Origin of the sequence: Rhodococcus sp. GXMU-t2271, from assembly GCF_041414735.1 — a bacterium.
Lineage (GTDB): Bacteria > Actinomycetota > Actinomycetes > Mycobacteriales > Mycobacteriaceae > Rhodococcus > Rhodococcus indonesiensis.
This window is the reverse complement of the sequence record NZ_JAUIZP010000016.1, coordinates 59,992-78,988: the sequence shown is the minus strand read 5'-3', so window position 1 is coordinate 78,988 and position 18,997 is coordinate 59,992. Positions and strand designations below refer to the sequence as shown.

Sequence of the window (18,997 nt, the reverse complement as noted above, 5' to 3'; positions counted from 1 at the left end):
TGTGGGCGGCGTCATGCTCTACTGGGTGAACAAGCGTTAATGACCAGATACTGGTTCATCGAGGGAGTCCCCAATGACCCACCGGCCGTCGCAGCCGCGCACCGACACCCCGCGGTACCTCACCGAAGAGCGCCTCGCCATCCGCGACCTCGCCCGCGACTTCGCCATGACGAAGGTGCTGCCCGTCGCCAACGAACTCGACCCGGTCCAGGGCACCATCCCCGACTCGCTGAAGAAGGAGATGGCCGAGATCGGGTTCTTCGGCATCATGATCCCCGAGGAGCACGGCGGCCTCGGCCTCGGCGTGTTCGAGTACTGCCTGGTGGCCGAGGAACTGTCCCGGGCCTGGATGAGCGTGTCGGGGCTGCTCGCCCGCGGTAACGGCATGGGCGGCGGCTTCACCCCCGCGCAGGAGGCCGCCCTGCTGCCGAAGGTGGCCCGCGGCGAATACCTCGGCGCGTACGCACTGTCCGAGGCGGAGGCCGGCTCCGACGTCGCCAACATCTCCTGCCGGGCCGTCCGCGACGGCGACGAATGGGTCGTCAACGGCACGAAGATGTGGTGTACCTACGCCGACGAGGCCGACTACCTCGTGCTGTTCGCCCGCACCGATCCGCGCAAGGATCCGGCCAAGCCGCACCGGGGAATCAGCGCGTTCCTCGTCGAGAAGCAGCGCGGCGTCTTCCCGGAGGGGATCTCGGGCACCAAGGTCCGCAAGATCGGCTACTTCGGCTGGAGCACTTGGGAACTGTCGTTCGACAACTTCCGCATCCCCGCCGACAAGATGCTCGGCGAGGAAGGAAAGGGCTTCTACCTCGCCGTCTCCGGGCTCGAGGTCGGCCGGGCCCACACCGCCGCCCGCGCGATCGGCCTTGCCCGCGCAGCCCTCGAGGACTCGATCGCCTACGTGCACACCCGGCGCCAGTTCGGCCGTCCCATCGGCGACTTCCAGCACCTGCGGTTCAAGATCGCGAAGATGGCAGCCGACATCGAGGCGGCGCGCCAGCTCATGTACTCCGTCGCCACCGACATCGACACCGGACGCCGCTGCTCGCTCGAGGCGTCGATGTGCAAGCTCGTCGCCACAGAGATGGCCGAGCAGGTCACCAGCGAGGCGGTGCAGATCCACGGCGGCGCCGGCTACACCACGGACTTCCAGGTCGAACGACATTGGCGCGACGCCCGCCTGACGAAGATCTTCGAAGGCACCAGCGAGATCCAGATGCGCATCATCTCCGACGAGCTGCTCGGAAGGCCGGAAACCGCATGAGCACCATCGTGACCACCTCGCACACCGTCCGCGTCGGCGATCGCGCCGCCAGCCCCGTCCGGATGGCCTCCGAGCTGCTTTGCGAGTCCGGAATCGTCCTTCCCACCGGCACGTTCGCCCTCGGCACCGTGGCCGCCGAGCTGCTCACCGCGCGCGTGCCGGCCGCGCACCGCACGGGGTTGCGCTGGACGGCGATCGCACCGGTCACGGCGGTGGACCGGATCCGGTCGGAGGCCGTCGTCACCCGCGTCGCGGGCACCACCGCCGAGCGGTTCGTCCGCGTGCTCGACGCCACCGGCGCCGTCCGCGAGGAGGGGACCGAGACCTGGCAGCTCGACTCGCCCGCCGCGACCGCCACCGAACTCGAGTTCTGCACCCCCGCGTGGGGAGAGTTGTTGCGCGACAGCCTCACCGAGGATCCGGCCTTCGCGTCGTCGCTGGCCACCTGGGACGGCACCGTCGGCCTGCGCAGCGGCGACCGCGAGGTGCACCTGCGGATCTACCGTGGCCGAATCGTCGACGTCACCCGCCGCACCCCGCACGGAGCCACCTTCACGTTCGTCGCACCGGACCACCTGTGGGCCGACCTGATCCTCGGTGAGCGCGACGACTTCATGCGCCGCGCGATCGGTGGCGAATTCTCCGCCACCGGAGACGGATACGAGTACCTCCGGCTCACCAAGCCGCTGAACCTGATCATCGGCCACGCCCGTGCCGTCGCGAGAAAGGCCCGCTCATGATCGAGGCCCGCTACCTGGACATCGACGGAGCCCTCGGATTCGTCGAAATCGTCACCCCCCACGGGACTCCCGCCGCCGACCCGCTGCCCACCGTGCTGTGCCTCCACACCGCCGGCCAGAGCGGGGTGCAGTGGCGGCACGTCGCCCGTGACCTCGCCGTCCGCGGCTACCGCGTCCTCGTACCCGACCTGCCCGGCCACGGCCGCTCCGAACCGGCCCCGGCCGGACCGGTCACCAGCCTCACCACCTACGGCGACTGGCTCGGCGCCCTCCTCGACGCGCTCGACGTGCACCGGCCGTACGTGCTCGGCTGCTCCATCGGCGGCAAGCTGACCCTCGAACTCGCCACCCGGCCGGACCGGCCGCTCGCCGGCGCCGTCGCGATGGAGGCCGAGGCCGCTCCGGGCCGGGTCAACGTCGCCGGCTTGCGGCGCGAACTCGAGGACGTCGCCGGGCCGTCGCGTGCCGAACGCACCTACCTCGGCACCCTCGCCTCCGTCGGGCGTTCGGTATCCGCCGACACGGCGCACCGGATCGCCCTCATGCACAAGCGGGAGGACCCGGAGATCTCCTCGTCCGACCTCATCGGCTGGGGCACCCACGACGTCCGCGACCGCCTGTCGCAGTTGACCTGCCCCCTGCACCTCGTCGTCGGATCGGACGACCCGTGGCTCGAGGCGGACGCCGTCGCGGACCTCGCCGAACGGATCAACGAGATCTCTCCCGGACGCGCCCGGTTCACCCGGCTCGAGGGCATCGGTCACTACCCGATGGAGGAGGTCGACGACTTCGCCGGCCTCGCCGATTCGTGGCTGACCGACCTGCGAGCCGCCACCGCGGAGGTGCTGTCGTGACCGCCACGACCACCGCGGGGCTCACCACCTTCCTCGACGACCTCGTCGCCGCAGATCCGGACGCCGTGGCCACCTACGACGCCGCCGACGGCCGGCTGCTGCCCTGCAGCCGGGCCGAGCTGCGCCGCCGCGCACAGGCACTGCGGTCCGAACTCGAGGCCGTCGGCGTCGAACGCGGCCGGTGCGTCGCCGTCCTGCTCCCCAACTGGTCCGACGCGCTCGTCTGGCAGTTCGCGGCCGCCGCGCTCGGTGCCCACGTCATCGGGGTCAACACCCGCTACAACACCGGGGAGGTGGCCCACATCCTCACGGCCGCGCGGCCCGCGGTCGTCGCTGTCGCGGCGGGCTTCCACGGGCTCGACCTGTTCGGCACCCTGCGCGACGCGGCGGGCACCGCGACGGTGCCGCCCCCCGCGGTCGCCGTCGTGGGCGGCCCCGGCACCGACGCCGGCGATCCCACGGGGTTCGATCTCGGCGCGGGCTGCTGGTGGGCGGGCAGCGGCGACACCCGGGGGGTGCGCGCGCCGGACACCCCGGACACCGCCCTATCCACCCCAGCCGGGGCGGAGGACGATCCGGCGGATCCGCTGGCCGTCGCGTTCACCACCTCCGGCTCCACCGGCACCCCGAAGCTCGCGGCGCACCGGGACTCCGCGGTGGTGCGGCATGCCCGCGCGGACGCCGCGGTCATGCGGGTCGTCCCCGGCGACGTCGCGCTGTGCGTGCTGCCGGTGTCCGGCGTGTTCGGCTACAGCACCGCGATGGCCGCCCTCGCCGGGGGCGCCACGCTCCTCATGGAACCGGTCTTCGACGCGGCGGCGACGCTGCGCCGCATGGAGCACCTGCACGTCACGCACGTGGTGGGCGGGGACGACCTGTTCGGGCGCCTGTACGACACGTGGCGCGGCGAGGTGCGCGCCGACCTGTCCGCGCTGAAGTGGCTCGGCATCGCCGACTTCCTCGGCCGTTCCCACGAGATCGCCCGCTGGGCCCGTGACGAGTTCGCCGCCCACACCTCGGGGGTGTTCGGCTCGTCCGAGGTGTTCGCGCTGACCCTGCTCTGGTCGGACGACGACCCGGAGGCGGTGCGCTGGAACGGCGGCGGCCGGCCGGTCGATCCGGCGATCCGGGTGCGTATCGCCGACCCGCTCGACGACCGGGTGCTTCCGGACGGCGAGCAGGGCGAGCTGCAACTGCGTGGCCCCAACGTCGTCGACGCGTACCTCGGCAACCCGGACGCCGCCGCGCGCGCGTTCACCGCCGACGGCTGGTTCCGCAGCGGCGATCTCGCCGTCGCGACCGGCGACGGAGGCTACACCTACGTGTGCCGGATGGGAGACGTGCTGCGGCTGCGGGGATTTCTCGTGGACCCCGCCGAGATCGAACACCGGCTGGCCGAGCACCCCGGGGTGCGGACGGCCAAGGTCGTCGGCATCACCGGCGACGGCGGCTACACCCGAGCCGTGGGCTTCGTCGTCCCCACCGGCGACGACCCGACCGACTTCGATGCGGCGTCGCTGAAGGCCTGGTGTGCCGAGACGCTTGCCGCGTTCAAGGTGCCCACGGCGATTCACGTCATCGAGGCGATGCCCACGACGGTGGGCGGCAACGGCACCAAGATCCGTGCCGTGGAACTGCGCGAGTGGGCGCAGGACTGGACCGACCGGGAAAGGGACTTCCGACATGACCACAACTGATGCGACCGCCGGCGACGTGGTGATCTGCGAGCCCCTGCGCACGCCCGTCGGCCGGTACGGCGGGGTGTTCGTCGACGTCCCCGCCACCGACCTCGCCGCCCGGGTGATCTCGGAGCTGCTGTCCCGCACCGGGATCGACCCGGAGTCGGTGGACGACGTGATCTTCGGCCAGTGCTACCCCAACGGGGAGGCCCCCGCGATCGGCCGCGTCGCCGCGCTCGACGCGGGCCTGCCGGTGACGGTGCCGGGCCTGCAACTCGACCGGCGGTGTGGCTCCGGGCTGCAGGCCGTGCTCGACGCCGCGATGCGCGTGCAGACGGGCGTGGCCGACGTCGTGATCGCCGGCGGCGTCGAATCCATGAGCCGCGCCGAGTACTACACCGAATCGATGCGGTGGGGCGCCAAGGGCGCGCCGGCCGCGCTGCACGACCGGCTCGCCCGTGGCCGCGTCACCGCCGGTGGGCGCAACCATCCCGTCCCGGGCGGGATGCTCGAGACCGCGGAGAACCTGCGCCGCAAGTACGGGATCGGTCGTCGCGAACAGGACGAGCTGGCGGTCGAGTCGCACCGGCGTGCGGTGGCGGCGATCGATTCCGGGGTGTTCGCGGAGGAGATCGTGCCGGTGTCGGTGCCTCAGCGCAGGGGCGACGACCGCGTCGTCGACCGGGACGAGCACCCGCGGGCCGACACCACCGTCGACACCCTCGCGAAGCTGCGGCCGATCATGGCGGCACAGGACCCGGAGGCGACGGTGACCGCCGGCAACGCCAGCGGTCAGAACGACGGTGCCGCAGCATGTCTCGTCACGACCCGCGCCCACGCGGAGCGGCTCGGTCTGCGACCGCTGGGCCGGCTGGTCACGTGGGCGGTGGCCGGCGTCGCCCCGGCGGAGATGGGCATCGGACCGGTGCCCTCGACGGAGAAGGCTTTGAAGCGGGCCGGTCTCACGCTCGCCGACATCGACCTCGTCGAACTCAACGAGGCGTTCGCCGCCCAGGCGCTCGCGGTGACCCGCGAGTGGGGCTTCACGGCAGCCGATTTCGAGCGGACCAACGTCAACGGCTCGGGGATCTCGCTCGGTCACCCGGTGGGGGCGACCGGCGTGCGCATCCTCGCCACGCTGCTGCGCGAACTCGACCGCCGCGGAGTACGATACGGCCTCGAGACGATGTGCATCGGCGGTGGGCAAGGGTTGACGGCGATCTTCGAGCGGGTCGCATGACGACCCGGCCGCTCGACGGGGTCCGCGTCGTCGACCTGTCCAGCTTCGTCGCCGGCCCGACCGCCGGGCGCATCCTCGCCGAACTCGGCGCGGACGTGATCCGCGTGGACCCGATCGGCGGCGCGGTCGACGGTGGTCGCTGGCCCCTCGCGGAGTCGGGAGCCAGCCTGTACTGGACGGGCCTGAACCAGGCCAAGCGGTCCGTCGCGGTGGATCTGCGCAGCGACGACGGCCGCGCCGTCGTCACCGACCTGATCGCCGAGGCGGGCATCGTGCTCGAGAACGCGGCTCGCGCGTCCTGGCTCGCACACGACGTGCTCACCGCGCGCCGGCCCGACCTGATCCACCTGCACATCGCCGGCAACGCCGACGGCTCGCCCGCCGTGGACTACACCGTCAACGCCGCGGTCGGCCTGCCCCTGATGACCGGACCCGTCGATGGGACCGTCCCGGTGAACCACGTGCTACCGGCCTGGGACCTGCTCACCGGGGTGCATGCGGCCCTGGGCATCGTCGCCGCGCTGCGGCGGCGCGACCGCACGGGCGAGGGCGCCTACCTCGAACTCGCCCTCGAGGACGTCGCCGTGTCCGCGGTCGCGAGCATGGGCTGGCTGGCCGAGGCGGAGGACCGCGGGGCCGGCCGGGAGCGGCAGGGCAACGCGCTCTACGGCAGCTACGGGTCGGATTTCGCCACCGCCGACGGCCGTGCCGTGATGGTCGTCGGCCTCACCGCCGCCCAGTGGCGGGGGCTCGTCGAGGTCACCGGCACCGCCGAGGTGTTCGCGGCGCTCGAGCGGCATCGCGGGCTCCGATTCGCCGACGAGGGCGACCGCTACGCCGCGCGGGACGAGATCACCGCGATCCTGCGTCCGTGGTTCGCGGCGCGCACGCTCGCCGAGATCGAGAAGGAACTGTCCGGCAGCCGGGTGCTGTGGGCGCCGTACCGGACCATGGACGAGGTGGCCGCCCGCGAGTATGCCGTCATCGAGCGCGTCGAACAGCCCGGCGTCGGTGCGGTACCGACGGCGCGCTCCCCGTTGCGCTGGGACGGGACGTACACCGGGGCGCGCCCGGCGCCGAGCCACGGCCAGCACACCCGCGAGGTGCTCGCGGAACTCGGGCTGGGAGCCGGCAGCATCGACGCGCTCCTGGATGCCCAGGCGGGGACGCCGGCGCCGTCGGCCCGGCCCGACGGGGCGTAGCACCACGCCCGCGAACACGGTGTCATTTCTCCTCGGCGAAGCCCCCGAAGAACAGCGCGACGAGCAGGTCGGTGAACTCGTCCGTCGTGTAGTCGTCGCGTCCCGGCCAGTGCATGCTCGCCCACAGCGTGTCCCGCACGGTGCGGTAGAAGACCTCGGCGGGAATGTCGGAGCGGAAGCTGCCGTCGGCGACGCCGGCGGCGAGGGCGGTGAGCCAGTAGTCGCGCACCGTGCGTGACGGCGCGTCGACGACGTCGAGCAGGCCGTTGTCGCGCAGGTACTGCCGGTTCTGCTGGTAGATCGCGGTCGGGTGGGGATGTTCCTCGATCACGGCGAGAGTTTGCCGAATCAGGCCGCGCACCGTCTCGCGGGCACTCGTCGATGTCTCCACCACGCGCCGGAAGCGCTGGTCGATGTCGGCCATGAAGCCGCTGAGGATCTCGGCGACGATCGCATTCTTCGATGTGAAGAAGTGGTACAGGCTGCCGGAGAACACTCCCGCGCGTTCGCCGATGTCGCGGACCGTGGTGGGGGCGATCCCCTTGGTTGCGAAGAGTTCGGCCGCGAGCCGCATGATCTCGTCGCGTCGGTCCGACGTCATGGCCACTTCTCCTTCCGTTTCGCCCGTTCGGTTCGAGTTTTCTGCCGTCCGTTCCAACTGAGTGGGAACGGGCAGTTCCGGCGGGGCACCCGCGCCTACCGTACTGCACCAAGCGCTTGCTCAAGAAAGGTGGTGCGGACGTGCCGACGCTGGAACAGGAGTTGGAACGGGAGTTCGAACAGTACGTCGGGCGGGAGGCCGAGCCCGCCCGGGTGGCCCGGTACGCCGTCGACGAGGCGATGATCCGGAACTGGGCCGAGGCCCACGACGACTACAACCCCGTCTACGTCGACCGGGACGCGGCCCGCGCCACCGGACGACCGGGCGTGGTGTGCCCGCCCGCGATGATCTCGACGTGGGTGATGGCCGGCTACCGGCGCTGGCGTGAGGTGCAGCGGCTGCGCGCCGAAGGGCGGACCGAGGACTTCGCCTACTCCGAACTGATGACACTGCTGGACCGGCACGGCTTCACCTCCGTGGTCGCCACCAATGTCGAGCAGGACTACCACCGCGAACTCGTCCCGGGCGACCACGTCACCGCGCACTTCACCATCGAGTCGATCTCCCCGGTCAAACGCACCGGCCTGGGCCGCGGCTGCTTCGTCACCCTGCACAAGCGCTACGAGAACCAGCACGGCGAACTGCTCGTCGAGGAGCGATTCCGGTTGCTCCGCTTCGACCCGAACACCACCGAGGAGGCGTGATGACGGCCGTTCCCAGGCTGACTGTCACCCAGGACAACGAATTCTGGTTCGCCGCCGCCCGCGAGGGCCGGCTCGAGATCCAGCGCTGCAGCGACTGCGGCGCACTCCGGCATCCGCCGGGACCGGCGTGCCCGAAATGCCGTTCCTTCAAGTGGGACACCGTCGAGTCGTCGCGGCGGGGCACCCTGCACAGCTGGACCGTGATCCACCACCCGAAGGACCCGTCCTTCGACTATCCCCTCGCGGTCGGGCTGATCGACCTCGAGGAGGGCATCCGGATCGTCGCCGACATCGCTGGGGTCGAGCACGACCGGCTGCGGATCGGCATGGAGCTCGAGGTCGGCTTCGCCGAGCACGCACACGGCGAGATCCTGCCGCAGCTGCGCCTGCCGGGCGGAGGTGCCGCATGAGCCTGCCGGCCGTGTCCGTCGGCACCGAACTGCCGGTACTGGACCTACCGCTCGATCGCAGCACCATCGTCGCCACCGCGATCGCCTCCCAGGATTTCGAGGACGTGCACCACGATCCGGGCGCAGCCGAAAAGCGCGGCACGCCCGACATCTTCATGAGCATCAACTCGACGAACGGATTCGTCGACCGGTACATCACCGACTGGGCCGGGCCGACCGCCCGCATCCGCCGCGTCGCACTGCGGCTGGGCGTCCCCAACTTTCCCGGCGACACCATGCGTCTGACCGGGACGGTGACCCGCGTCGACGCCGGTGCCGTCACCGTCGAGGTGCTCGGCCGCAACGCCCGAGGAACGCACGTGACCGCCGAGGTCACCGTCGCACCGTACGAAGGACAGACACGATGAGCGGCAGGACAATTCCCGGCGGGGGCTTCGCCCGCAAGGCAGCGATCGCCGGTATCGGCGCCACCGAGTTCTCCAAGAACTCCGGGCGCAGCGAATGGCAGCTGGCCTGCGAGAGCGTGCTCGCCGCACTCGAGGACGCGCAGATCGGCGTCGAGGAGGTGGACGGCTTCGCGCTGTTCACGATGGAGACCAACCCGGAGATCGCGGTCGCACGCGCACTCGGCATCCCCGAATTGAAGTTCTTCAGCCGCATCCCGCACGGTGGCGGTGGCGCGTGCGCACCCGTGCAGCAGGCCGCGCTCGCCGTCGCGAGCGGCGTCGCCGACGTCGTGGTCGTCTACCGGGCCTTCAACGAACGCTCCGGCACCCGGTTCGGCGCCGGGCCGCCGCCGTTCGCCTACACGGCCAACACCGACCAGGAATACCGCAACTGGATCAACCCCTACGGGCTGCTCACTCCCGCCCAGCAGGAGGCGTTCCTCGCCCGGCGCTACATGCACAAGTACGGTGCGACCAGCGCCGACTTCGGCCGCATCTCCGTGCTCTCGCGCAAGCATGCCGCCGTCAACCCCAGGGCCTGGTTCTACGAGCGGCCCATCACCCTCGACGACCACCAGAACTCCCGGATGATCGCCGATCCGTTGCGGCTCCTCGACTGCTGCCAGGAGAGCGACGGCGGTCAGGCCCTGGTCATCGTCAGCACCGAGCGGGCCCGCGACCTGCCGCACCCGCCGGCCGTCGTCTCCGCCGCCGCGCAAGGCGTCGGACCCCAGCAGATCTCCATGAGCAGCTACTACCGCGAGGACATCGACGAGATGCCCGAGGTCGAGCTGGTGGCACGGCAGCTGTGGGATCAGGCCGGTATCGATCCGGACGACATCGACGCCGCGATCCTCTACGACGCGTTCACTCCGATGGTGTTGCTGCAACTCGAGGAGTACGGGTTCTGCGGCCGCGGCGAGGCCAAGGACTTCATCGCGGACGGCAACCTCGAACTCGGCGGCCGCCTGCCCGTCAACACCCACGGCGGCCAACTCGGCGAGGGATACATCCACGGCGTCAACGGAATCGCCGAGGGCGTGCGCCTGATCCGCGGCACGTCGGTGAACCAGCCCGGCAAGGACGTGGCGAACGTCCTGGTCACGGGCGGCTCCCCGGTGCCGCACAGCGCACTCGTGCTCTCCACCGACAACTGACCGACCACCCATTCAGAGGAAGTCCGAACATGACCGAACGCATCACCTATGCCCGCGCCACCCACGGCGAGGACGAAATCCGAGCGGTGGTCGACGTCCTGCGCAGCGGCCATCAGGGGCTGCGCATCGGCAAGAACGTCTTCGAGCTCGAACGCCGCATCCCCGAACTGTCCGGGAAGCAGTACGGCGTGATGTGCAACTCCGGATCCTCCGGCCTGTACCTCGCCGTCGAGCTGCTCGACCTGCCGAAGGGCAGCGAGGTCATCACCTCGCCGCTGACCTTCTCCACCGACGTCGCGCCCCTCGTGCGTGCCGGCCTGACACCGGTCTTCGTCGACGTCGAACCGGACACGTTCAATGTCGACGTCGCCAAGATCGAGGCGATGGTCACCGACCGCACCAGCGCCGTGCTCATCCCGAACCTCGCCGGCAACTGCCCCGACTGGGACGCGATCCGGGCCGTCGCCGACCGGCACGGCCTGAAGGTCGTCGAGGACACCTGCGACACCCTCGGCGCACGGCTGCACGGCACCCCCACCGGTGCGCGCGCCGACCTGAGCGTCACCAGTGTCTCCATGGCCCACATCATCACGTGTGCCGGCACCGGCGGCATGGTCATGATGGACGACGAACAGACCCGTGATCGTGCACTTCTGCTGCGCCGCTGGGGACGTCGCTCCGAGCCGAACCTGTTCGGCAACGGCGGTGGCCGTGTCTTCCGGGAGGACCTGGACGGGGTCGACTACGACAACGACTTCATCTTCGATCTGCTGCCGTGGAACTTCGAACCGTCCGAACTCGGCGCCGCCTACGGCGTCGTGCAGCTGAACAAGCTCGCGCAGAACTACGAGCGGCGCCGCAAGACCTTCGCGGAATTCACCGCCGCATACGGTGCCTACCCCGAATTCTTCCGCACGCCGGTCGAAACCGACGGTCTCGACACCGCCTGGCTGTGCTATCCCGTCACGGTCACCGCCGACGCCCCGTTCTCCCGCAGCGACCTGCAGGAGTTCGTCGAAGCGCAGGGCATCGACACGCGAACCGTGTGGAGCGGCAACATCACCCGCCATCCCATGATGGCCGGCGTCGAGCACCGCGTGCCGGACGAAGGCCTGCCCGAGGCCGATGCGGTGTTCGAGCGCGGCATGACGCTCGGCATGAGCCACGGGCTGTCCGACGAGGAAGTCACCCGCGTGACCGACGCGATCCACGCGTTCGCCGCGAAGTGGCGGTGATCGCCGTGTCGTCCCGCTTCACCGGCCGCAGCTCCGACGGTCTCGGCCTCGTCGACGAATTCGGGCTCGGCAACCGACAGTGGACCCGACCGGAGGTACCCGCATGAAACCCGTGATCGTCGACGCCGCACGCACTCCCTTCGGCAAGCGCGACGGCTGGATCTCCGGCCTGCACGCCGCCGAGCTGCTCGGTCTCGCGCAACGCGGCGTGCTCGACCGGCTCGGCCTCGACGCCGCCCTCGTCGAGCAGGCCGTCGGCGGGTGTGTCACCCCGATCGGCGAGCAGTTCGGCAACATCACCCGCACCGCGTGGATGCATGCCGGTCTGCCCTCCCACACCGGGACCACCACCATCGACGCCCAGTGCGGCACCGCGCTGCAGGCGGTGCATCTCGTCGCCGGGCAGATCGCGCTCGGCACCCTCGAGGTCGGCCTGGCGTGCGGCGTGGAACTGATGTCGCGCGTCCCGCTCACCTACAAGGTCGGCACCGGCGCCGGCACCCCGCGACCGGCGTCGTGGTCGGTGGACACCCCCGACCAGTACACCGCGGCCGACCGCATCGCCCGGCACCGCGGCTTCTCCCGTGAGGACCTCGACGCGTTCGGACTGCGGTCGCAGCAGCGGGCGCGCGCGGCCTGGGACGCCGGGTGGTTCGACCGGCAGATCATCCCCGTCGCCGTCCCGGGCGACGACGGCGGCACCACCGTCACCCGGGACCAGGGACTGCGCGAGACCAGCCCGGAGGCGCTCGCGCGGTTGCGTCCCACGATCGAGGGCGGCCTGCACACCGCCGGCACCTCGTCGCAGGTGTCCGACGGGGCGAGCGCCGCAATCCTGATGTCCGAGGACAGGGCACGAGAACTCGGCGCGGCACCGCGGGCCCGGCTGCTCGCGCAGTGCGTCATCGGCGGCGACACCGAGTTCATGCTCGACGGTCCGGTGGCCGCGGCGCAGACGTTGTTCGACCGCACCGGGATGACGGTCGCCGACGTGGACGTGTTCGAGGTCAACGAAGCCTTCGCGGCCGTGCCGATGTCGTTCGCCGAGGTGCTCGAGGTCGACCCGGACGTGCTCAACGTCGGCGGCGGTGCCATCGCCCTCGGTCACCCGGCCGGCGCGACGGGAATCCGGCTGCTGGCCACCGCAATCGACGAGCTCGAACGGCGGGACCGGCAGGTCGCGATGATCGCCATCTGCGCGTCCGCCGCCACCACGTGCATGATCCTGGAACGGATGTAGGTCATGGCCATTGCACTCGACGCCGACCACCGCGACCTCGCCGACGCCGTCGCGGGGCTCGCCCGTCGGCACGCCCCGATCGAGCGCACCCGCGCCGCGTTCGCCGACCTGGCGGCCGGCAAGCGGCCGGAGCTCTGGGATGCGTGCGTCGCGCAGGGTCTGCACGCCCTGCACCTGCCCGAGGAGCACGGCGGCGGTGGGGCGGGACTGCCGGAACTCGCGGTCGTGGCCGAGCAGTTCGGCCGCGCCCTCGTTCCCGGCCCGTGGGTTCCGACCGTGCTGGCCGGGGCGTTGGTCGCCACCCTCCCGCCCGAGGGCCTCGTCGCGGACCTGCTGCGGCGGTTCGCCGAGGGCGCGACCGGCGCCGCCGTCACCACCCCCGGCCTCGTCGCGACCGCGTCGGGACAGGGATGGACGGTCACCGGTGTCTCCGAGCCGGTACTCGGGTTGCCGGGCGCCGACGAGGTGATCGTGCGTGCCACCGCCGACGGCGCGCCCGTGTGGTTCCGGCTCCCACCCACCGCCGGGGAGGTCGAGACCGCCGACGGCGTGGACCTCACCCGATCGGTGGGACGACTGCGACTGTCCGCAGCGGCGATCACACCCGAGCACCTGCTCCCGGCGATCGCCGACGACGACGTGCAGCTGATCGTCAACACCGTGCTCGGCGCCGAGGCCGTCGGAATCGCGGCGTGGGCGCTGGACACCGCCGTCGACCACATCCGTAACCGTCACCAGTTCGGCCGACCCGTGGGCAGCTTCCAGGCCGTGCAGCACAAGGCCGCGATGATGCTGGTGCGCAGCGAGATCGCCCGCGCGGCGGCGTGGGACGCCGCCCGGTCGGTCGGGCAGGACCGGGAGCAGCAGCGTCTCGCGGCAGCGCAGGCGGGGCTGACGGCCGTCCCGGCGGCCGTGGACGTGGCGCTCGAATGCGTCACCCTGCTCGGCGGTATCGGATTCACCTGGGAACACGACGCGCACCTGTACTGGCGACGGGCACTGTCGATCGCCTCCGTCGCCGGCCCGGAGGACGTCTGGGCACGCCGGCTCGGTGAGCTCGCGCTGTCCGGCGAGCGCGACTACTCCTTCGTCGAAGCCGATGCGCTACCGGAGCTGCGTGCGCAGGTCGGTGCCGTCCTCGACAAAGTACTGGCACTGCCGGACGACGCGGTGCGCAGCGACGGCTGGGCGCCGGCACGCGGCGGGGCACGTCGCGCCCGGCTCGCCGAGGCCGGACTCGTCGCGCCGCACTATCCCCGGCCCTGCGGCCTCGCGGCCGGACCGCAGGAACAGGCCGTGATCGCAGACGAATTCGCGCGCCGCGGCCTCGAACTGCCGACCACTGTCATCGGCGAGTGGGCCCTGCCCACCCTGTTGCGGCACGGCACCGAGGACCAGCAGCGGCGGTTCGTCACCCCCACCCTGCGCGGCGAGATCGTCTGGTGCCAGCTGTTCAGCGAGCCGGGCGCCGGCTCGGACCTCGCCGGGCTGTCCACCCGCGCCCGCAAGGTGGCCGGTGGCTGGGTCCTCACCGGGCAGAAGGTGTGGAATTCGATGGCGCACGAGGCGGATTGGGGCATCTGCCTGGCCCGCACCGATCCCGATGCGCCCAAGCACGAGGGCATCTCGTACTTCCTCGTCGACATGCGCAGCGACGGGCTCGACGTGCGACCGCTGCGGCAGGCGACCGGGCGGGCGGAGTTCAACGAGGTGTTCTTCGACGACGTCTTCGTCCCCGACGACTGCCTGGTCTCGGAACCGGGGCAGGGCTGGCGCCTCGCGGTGACCACCCTCGCCAACGAACGGCTCAGCATGGGCGCACAGCTCGCGCACGGTGCGGCCGCACGGGTGCGCGACGTCGTCGAGTCGGGCCGCTACGCCGCCGCCCGCGACGACGCACTGCGCGTCCTCGGCCGCAACACCGGCCGCGAGATGGCCCTGTCGGCGATGAACCTGCGCAGCGTGCTGCGCCGGTTGTCCGGTCTCGACGCCGGGGCGGAGATCAGCGTGCAGAAGGTCTTCAGTGCCCTCGCCCAACGCGACGGCTCGCGCGGGCTGGTCTCGCTGCTCGGTCCGCTCGGCGCCGCCGACGACGACGGACACATGCTCGACCACCTCGGTCTGCCCGCGGTGCTCTTCGGCGGCGGCACGATCGAGATCCAGCTGAACGTGATCGCCCGTCGCGTGCTGGGACTGCCGCGCTGACACCGACCACACCACATCCACCTGGAGGGGCTATGCACCCGGAACTGTCCGACGATTCACGTCGGCTCCGCACCGAACTACGCAACTACTTCGCCGAGATCATCGACGACGACGACCGGCGCGCCCTCGTCGACCAGACCGAGGGCGGACCCGTGTTCGACCGCATCCTGCGACGGATGGGCCGCGACGGGTGGCTCGGTCTCGGCTGGCCCACCGAATACGGCGGGCGGGGAGAGGATCCCGAGGCCCTGTACGTGTTCTACGACGAGGTGATCCGCGCCGGCGCACCGCTGTCGCTGGTCACGCTCAACACCGTCGCGCCGGCGCTGATGAAGCACGGGACCCAGGCGCAGAAGGACTTCTTCCTGCCGCCGATCCTGGCCGGTGAACTCATCTTCGCCATCGGCTACACCGAACCGAACGCGGGCACCGACCTCGCCTCGCTGCAGACCCGCGCCCGCATCGAGGGCGACGAACTGGTCATCAACGGCAACAAGATCTTCACCAGCGCCGGCGTCTACGCGGACTGGATCTGGCTGGCCGTCCGCACCGACCCGGACGCGCCGCGGCACCAGGGCATCTCGGTGGTGCTGGTACCGACGTCGGCGCCCGGGTTCTCGGTGACCGAGATCCACACCGTCGGTGGCATCAGCACCTCCGCCACCTACTACGACGACGTCCGCGTGCCGCTGACCAACGTCGTGGGCGAGCTGAACCAGGGCTGGGGCCTGATCACCAACCAACTCAACCACGAGCGGGTCGCGCTCGCGGCCCGCGGTGGCATCGCGAACGAGCTGTACGACGCCGTGCTCGCCTGGGCGCAGTCCGAGCCCCTGGGCGCCGGGACCGTCTACGACCTGCCCTGGGTGCGCACGAATCTGGCGGAGACGTACGCACTGCTCAGCGCCGCCGATCTCGTCAACCTCCGGCTCGTCGCGGACGTCGCCGCGAACACGCTCGGCGGCGGAGACTCCGCCGCTGCCAAGATCTTCGGGACGGAGGCGGTCGTCACCGCCTACGGCAAGATGCAGGAGATCCTCGGCGTCCGTGGCCTGCTGCGGCCCGGCAGCCCCGGAGCCGTCGTCGAGGGACGCGTCGAAACCCTGGCGCGCAGAGCCCAGAACAACACCTTCGGCGGCGGCACCAACGAAGTGATGCGCGAGATCGTCGCCGCCAAGTGCCTCGGCATGACGCTCGCCGCCCGTCGCCGCACCGACGCCCCCACCAGCACGAGGAGCTGACATGGATTTCGAACTCGACGAGGACCTGACGAGTGTGCAGGACCTGGCGTCCCAGCTCTTCCGGCAGCTCGCGCCGGTCGAGCGGGTCGTCGAGGTGGAGAAGAACGAGGGCGGCTTCGACGCGAAGCTGTGGAGCGCCCTGGCCGACGCCGGTCTGCTCGGCATCGCGGTGCCGGAGGAGTCCGGTGGCGCCGGGATGGGTCTGCTCGGCCTGATCACCGTGCTCGAGCAGCAGGGCCGGCACGTGGCGCCGGTGCCGCTGTGGTCGGTGACGGCGGCCGCGTCGGCGATCGTCCGGTTCGGCACGGCCGAGCAGGTCGAACGGCTGGTGCCCGGCATCGTGGACGGCTCCCGACCGATCGTCGCCGCGTTCGACGCACCCTACGGTGAACTCACCTCGTTGTCGGCCGTGAGCAAGGGCGACGACCTGGTCGTCAGCGGAACCGTCGCCGGCGTGCCCGCCGCGGCCGTGGCCGCCGCCACGACCGTTCCGGTCCGGTGCGACGACGGATCGCTCGCCGTCGCAGTGATACCGACCGGGGCGGACGGCGTCACGGTGGAACCGGTCGCCGCCACCGACCGCGGCAGCTTCGCCAACCTCCGGTTCGACGACGTCGTCGTGCCCGCGGCCGATCGTCTGCCGGGCGACGGCGTGGAGACGGTCGCCTGGGTGCGCCGCCGGATCCAGCTCGCGCTCGCCGCGGTGCAGCTGGGCGTGTGCACGCAGGCGCTGCAGACGACGGCCGAATACACCTCGCAGCGAGTCCAGTTCGGTCGGCCGCTGTCGACCAATCAGGCCGTGGCGGTGCGCGCCGCCGACGCCTACCTCGACACCGAGGCGATCCGGCTCACCACCCGGCGGGTGGCGTGGCTGCTCGACGCCGGACGGGAGCAGGAGGCCGAATCCGCGGTCCTCGTCGCCAAATGGTGGGCGTCGCGAGGCGGTCTGCGGGTGGTGCACGCGACGCAGCACCTGCACGGCGGTATCGGAGCGGACGTGGACTACCCGATCCACCGCTACTTCCTGTGGGGACGGCAGCTGTGCTTCAGCCTCGGCGGTGCGGACGCCACCGCGGCCGAGCTGGGCGACGTCCTCGGGTCTGCACCCAGGATCGGGGCACCCGCATGACGCATCCCGGGCGCCCGGCACTCGTCACCGACGCCGGCATCGGCTCGGCGCTCACGCGCCGGATCGCCGGAGAGGACTCCCGATGACCCGCACCATCGATGTGCCCGCGGACCTGCGGGAGGCGTCCGCGGAACTCGTTGCCGCGACCCGCGCGCTGATGCTGGCCGCGGCGACCACGACGGCGGACGCCGACACCGTCCGCGCCGCCCGCGCAACGATCGCCGAACTGGCCGAGACCCTCGGCGTGCGACCGCGCTCGCGGGTGCTGCGTCCCCCGTTCGACGGTCCGTCGCGGTCCCGGGACACGGGTGGGCGCGAGCCGTGGGCGCTGTTCACCCACAACCCGATGGGCATTCCGCTCGAGATCCACTTCGGCGCGGACGAGGCGCGGGCCCGGCTGGTCGCGAACGCCCTGCACGAGGGTCCGCCCGACAGCGTGCACGGCGGGTTCAGCGCTCACCTGCTGGACTGCATGCTCGGCACCCTCATGCAGGCCCGGGGCAGCCGTTCGCTGACGGCGTCGCTCGACCTGCGCTACCTGCGCCGCACGCCGCTCGACGAGCCGCTGGATCTGTATTCGCGGATCGTCGAGACCGAGGGCCGGAAGACCGTCGCCGAGGGCTGGATCGAATGCCGCGGTGAGCGCACGGTCGAGGCGCGGGGAGTGTTCGTCCGCGTCGAGGAATGACCGGTTCCGTCGACCGAACAGTTTGCAGGAAAAGTGAATTCGCGGCGCGCCGGACGACGTCCGGCGCGCCGTCGCGTTCTAGTTCGCGACACCCACACGCGTTCGGTGCGCCAGGCGGGTCCGCGCGGTGGAACCGGAGCGGCCGGGGGTGAGCATCCGCGAGGTGCGGCGTGCGGCGGCCCAGACCATCGGTGCGATGTGGGCGAGTTCGACCGTTCCGCGGCACGCCACCGAGATCGCACCCACGACGCCGTCGGGGCCGACGACCGGTGCGGCGACCGCGCTGATGGACATGGGGCACGAGTGGCCGGGCACGAACGCGAGGCCCTGCCGCTGGCGCACCCGGTTCAGACGGTCGTGCAGTGCCGCCAGATCGGCGCGGGACCGGACGTGCGGCCCGGCCGTCATGAGAGCGTCGACCCGCTCCGGCTCGAGGCCGGCGAGCAGTGCCCGTCCACTGACGGTGCTCTCGGCCGGAAGCCGGGCCGCGACCTGGGAAGGGATGCCCGCGCTGGCCGCGCCCCCGATCCGGTCGAGAAAGTACACGGACGAGCCTTCCAGCACCGTCAGGTGCGCGACCCCGCCGGTGCCGATCTGCAGGTCGTTGAGCATCCCCGCGGCCGCGGCGCGCAGCTGTGAGTAGTCCCGGGGCCGGGCCATCGTCTGCATCCGCAGCCCGGGTCCGTATCCGCGGGAGTCGTGTTCGACCCAGTGGAGGTCGACGAGCTGGGTCAGCAAGCGGAAGACGGTCGAGCGGGGCAGTCCGGTGGCGGCCGTGATCTCCTCGAGGAACATCCGGTCGGGACCGGATGTGAACACGTCGAGGATCTGGGTGAACCGCTCCGCCACGCTGGGGCGCTGCTCACGCGGCATGTCCGACACCGGAATCGAGTCACTACGCATCACAGTCAAGGTCTGACCTCCTTCGGCTCACGTTACCTAGCACTTGCTTGGTG

Annotated in this window: 18 protein-coding genes; 16 read left to right on the top strand and 2 right to left on the bottom strand. The window is 71.3% G+C overall.

Going from position 1 to position 18,997, the window contains the following annotated elements:
• Positions 1-73: 73 nt before the first annotated feature.
• Genes QYS60_RS05870 through QYS60_RS05845 form a run of 6 tightly spaced genes read left to right on the top strand, consistent with a single transcriptional unit; the run spans position 74 to position 6,985 of the window.
• A complete protein-coding gene (locus QYS60_RS05870; protein WP_003938770.1) occupies positions 74-1,270 on the top strand; it encodes an acyl-CoA dehydrogenase family protein in 1,197 nt (398 codons plus the stop codon).
• Entirely contained in the window at positions 1,267-2,010 is a 744-nt protein-coding gene (locus QYS60_RS05865) for a hypothetical protein (protein ID WP_289378017.1), read from the top strand. Before QYS60_RS05870 ends, QYS60_RS05865 begins: the two co-directional genes overlap by 4 nt.
• Positions 2,007-2,864 (top strand): alpha/beta fold hydrolase, encoded by an 858-nt coding sequence (locus tag QYS60_RS05860; RefSeq protein ID WP_371382647.1) that lies wholly within the window; start codon positions 2,007-2,009, stop codon positions 2,862-2,864. Before QYS60_RS05865 ends, QYS60_RS05860 begins: the two co-directional genes overlap by 4 nt.
• Positions 2,861-4,561, top strand: a complete 1,701-nt coding sequence (locus tag QYS60_RS05855) for an AMP-binding protein (RefSeq protein WP_289378018.1) — start codon at positions 2,861-2,863, stop codon at positions 4,559-4,561. The genes QYS60_RS05860 and QYS60_RS05855 overlap by 4 nt, the downstream gene beginning before the upstream one ends.
• On the top strand, positions 4,548-5,783 hold the full coding sequence (locus QYS60_RS05850) for an acetyl-CoA C-acetyltransferase (RefSeq protein ID WP_371382646.1): 1,236 nt from the start codon (positions 4,548-4,550) through the stop codon (positions 5,781-5,783). Before QYS60_RS05855 ends, QYS60_RS05850 begins: the two co-directional genes overlap by 14 nt.
• Positions 5,780-6,985 carry a CoA transferase gene (locus tag QYS60_RS05845; RefSeq protein WP_289378019.1) on the top strand — a complete coding sequence of 402 codons (1,206 nt, stop codon included), beginning with the start codon at positions 5,780-5,782 and terminating at the stop codon, positions 6,983-6,985. Before QYS60_RS05850 ends, QYS60_RS05845 begins: the two co-directional genes overlap by 4 nt.
• A 22-nt stretch (positions 6,986-7,007) precedes the next feature.
• On the opposite strand, the gene QYS60_RS05840 is transcribed toward QYS60_RS05845, so the two are convergent.
• Complete coding sequence (locus QYS60_RS05840) at positions 7,008-7,586, bottom strand: TetR/AcrR family transcriptional regulator (RefSeq protein WP_054372629.1); 579 nt, start codon at positions 7,584-7,586, stop codon at positions 7,008-7,010.
• Positions 7,587-7,726: 140 nt separating this feature from the next.
• Between QYS60_RS05840 and QYS60_RS05835 the strand changes: the two genes are divergently transcribed.
• The 10 genes from QYS60_RS05835 to QYS60_RS05790 all read left to right on the top strand — a co-directional run bounded on the left by QYS60_RS05835 (position 7,727) and on the right by QYS60_RS05790 (position 18,041).
• Positions 7,727-8,290: a MaoC family dehydratase N-terminal domain-containing protein gene (locus tag QYS60_RS05835; protein WP_003938763.1), complete on the top strand. Its 564-nt coding sequence runs from the start codon at positions 7,727-7,729 to the stop codon at positions 8,288-8,290.
• Positions 8,290-8,700, top strand: coding sequence for a Zn-ribbon domain-containing OB-fold protein (locus QYS60_RS05830; protein ID WP_003938762.1), 411 nt, complete (start codon positions 8,290-8,292; stop codon positions 8,698-8,700). The genes QYS60_RS05835 and QYS60_RS05830 overlap by 1 nt, the downstream gene beginning before the upstream one ends.
• The gene (locus QYS60_RS05825) at positions 8,697-9,107 is read left to right on the top strand and encodes a MaoC/PaaZ C-terminal domain-containing protein (RefSeq protein WP_003938761.1); all 411 of its coding nucleotides are present in this window, start codon (positions 8,697-8,699) and stop codon (positions 9,105-9,107) included. Before QYS60_RS05830 ends, QYS60_RS05825 begins: the two co-directional genes overlap by 4 nt.
• Positions 9,104-10,303, top strand: coding sequence for a lipid-transfer protein (locus tag QYS60_RS05820; RefSeq protein WP_054372627.1), 1,200 nt, complete (start codon positions 9,104-9,106; stop codon positions 10,301-10,303). The genes QYS60_RS05825 and QYS60_RS05820 overlap by 4 nt, the downstream gene beginning before the upstream one ends.
• A gap of 29 nt (positions 10,304-10,332) precedes the next feature.
• Positions 10,333-11,538 (top strand): DegT/DnrJ/EryC1/StrS family aminotransferase, encoded by a 1,206-nt coding sequence (locus QYS60_RS05815; protein WP_371382645.1) that lies wholly within the window; start codon positions 10,333-10,335, stop codon positions 11,536-11,538.
• A 103-nt stretch (positions 11,539-11,641) separates the two neighbouring features.
• The gene (locus tag QYS60_RS05810) at positions 11,642-12,778 is read left to right on the top strand and encodes a steroid 3-ketoacyl-CoA thiolase (RefSeq protein ID WP_371382644.1); all 1,137 of its coding nucleotides are present in this window, start codon (positions 11,642-11,644) and stop codon (positions 12,776-12,778) included.
• A gap of 3 nt (positions 12,779-12,781) precedes the next feature.
• Positions 12,782-14,983, top strand: a complete 2,202-nt coding sequence (locus tag QYS60_RS05805; protein WP_371382643.1) for an acyl-CoA dehydrogenase — start codon at positions 12,782-12,784, stop codon at positions 14,981-14,983.
• Between the two features lie 32 nt (positions 14,984-15,015).
• On the top strand, positions 15,016-16,224 hold the full coding sequence (locus QYS60_RS05800; RefSeq protein WP_003938756.1) for an acyl-CoA dehydrogenase family protein: 1,209 nt from the start codon (positions 15,016-15,018) through the stop codon (positions 16,222-16,224).
• Between the two features lies 1 nt (position 16,225).
• A complete protein-coding gene (locus QYS60_RS05795) occupies positions 16,226-17,353 on the top strand; it encodes an acyl-CoA dehydrogenase family protein (protein WP_371382642.1) in 1,128 nt (375 codons plus the stop codon).
• A gap of 82 nt (positions 17,354-17,435) precedes the next feature.
• On the top strand, positions 17,436-18,041 hold the full coding sequence (locus QYS60_RS05790; protein ID WP_054372621.1) for a PaaI family thioesterase: 606 nt from the start codon (positions 17,436-17,438) through the stop codon (positions 18,039-18,041).
• A gap of 78 nt (positions 18,042-18,119) precedes the next feature.
• Here QYS60_RS05790 and QYS60_RS05785 read toward each other — a convergent pair whose 3' ends face one another.
• A complete protein-coding gene (locus tag QYS60_RS05785; protein ID WP_371382685.1) occupies positions 18,120-18,944 on the bottom strand; it encodes an IclR family transcriptional regulator in 825 nt (274 codons plus the stop codon).
• Positions 18,945-18,997: the final 53 nt, after the last annotated feature.

Coding starts and splice junctions, on each gene's coding strand:
- QYS60_RS05825 (WP_003938761.1), top strand. CDS start 8,697: ATGAGCCTGCCGGCCGTGTCCGTCGGCACCGAACTGCCGGTACTGGAC.
- QYS60_RS05815 (WP_371382645.1), top strand. CDS start 10,333: ATGACCGAACGCATCACCTATGCCCGCGCCACCCACGGCGAGGACGAA.
- QYS60_RS05865 (WP_289378017.1), top strand. CDS start 1,267: ATGAGCACCATCGTGACCACCTCGCACACCGTCCGCGTCGGCGATCGC.
- QYS60_RS05840 (WP_054372629.1), bottom strand. CDS start 7,586: ATGACGTCGGACCGACGCGACGAGATCATGCGGCTCGCGGCCGAACTC.
- QYS60_RS05850 (WP_371382646.1), top strand. CDS start 4,548: ATGACCACAACTGATGCGACCGCCGGCGACGTGGTGATCTGCGAGCCC.
- QYS60_RS05810 (WP_371382644.1), top strand. CDS start 11,642: ATGAAACCCGTGATCGTCGACGCCGCACGCACTCCCTTCGGCAAGCGC.
- QYS60_RS05800 (WP_003938756.1), top strand. CDS start 15,016: ATGCACCCGGAACTGTCCGACGATTCACGTCGGCTCCGCACCGAACTA.
- QYS60_RS05805 (WP_371382643.1), top strand. CDS start 12,782: ATGGCCATTGCACTCGACGCCGACCACCGCGACCTCGCCGACGCCGTC.
- QYS60_RS05860 (WP_371382647.1), top strand. CDS start 2,007: ATGATCGAGGCCCGCTACCTGGACATCGACGGAGCCCTCGGATTCGTC.
- QYS60_RS05785 (WP_371382685.1), bottom strand. CDS start 18,944: ATGCGTAGTGACTCGATTCCGGTGTCGGACATGCCGCGTGAGCAGCGC.
- QYS60_RS05830 (WP_003938762.1), top strand. CDS start 8,290: ATGACGGCCGTTCCCAGGCTGACTGTCACCCAGGACAACGAATTCTGG.
- QYS60_RS05790 (WP_054372621.1), top strand. CDS start 17,436: ATGACCCGCACCATCGATGTGCCCGCGGACCTGCGGGAGGCGTCCGCG.
- QYS60_RS05795 (WP_371382642.1), top strand. CDS start 16,226: ATGGATTTCGAACTCGACGAGGACCTGACGAGTGTGCAGGACCTGGCG.
- QYS60_RS05845 (WP_289378019.1), top strand. CDS start 5,780: ATGACGACCCGGCCGCTCGACGGGGTCCGCGTCGTCGACCTGTCCAGC.
- QYS60_RS05870 (WP_003938770.1), top strand. CDS start 74: ATGACCCACCGGCCGTCGCAGCCGCGCACCGACACCCCGCGGTACCTC.
- QYS60_RS05820 (WP_054372627.1), top strand. CDS start 9,104: ATGAGCGGCAGGACAATTCCCGGCGGGGGCTTCGCCCGCAAGGCAGCG.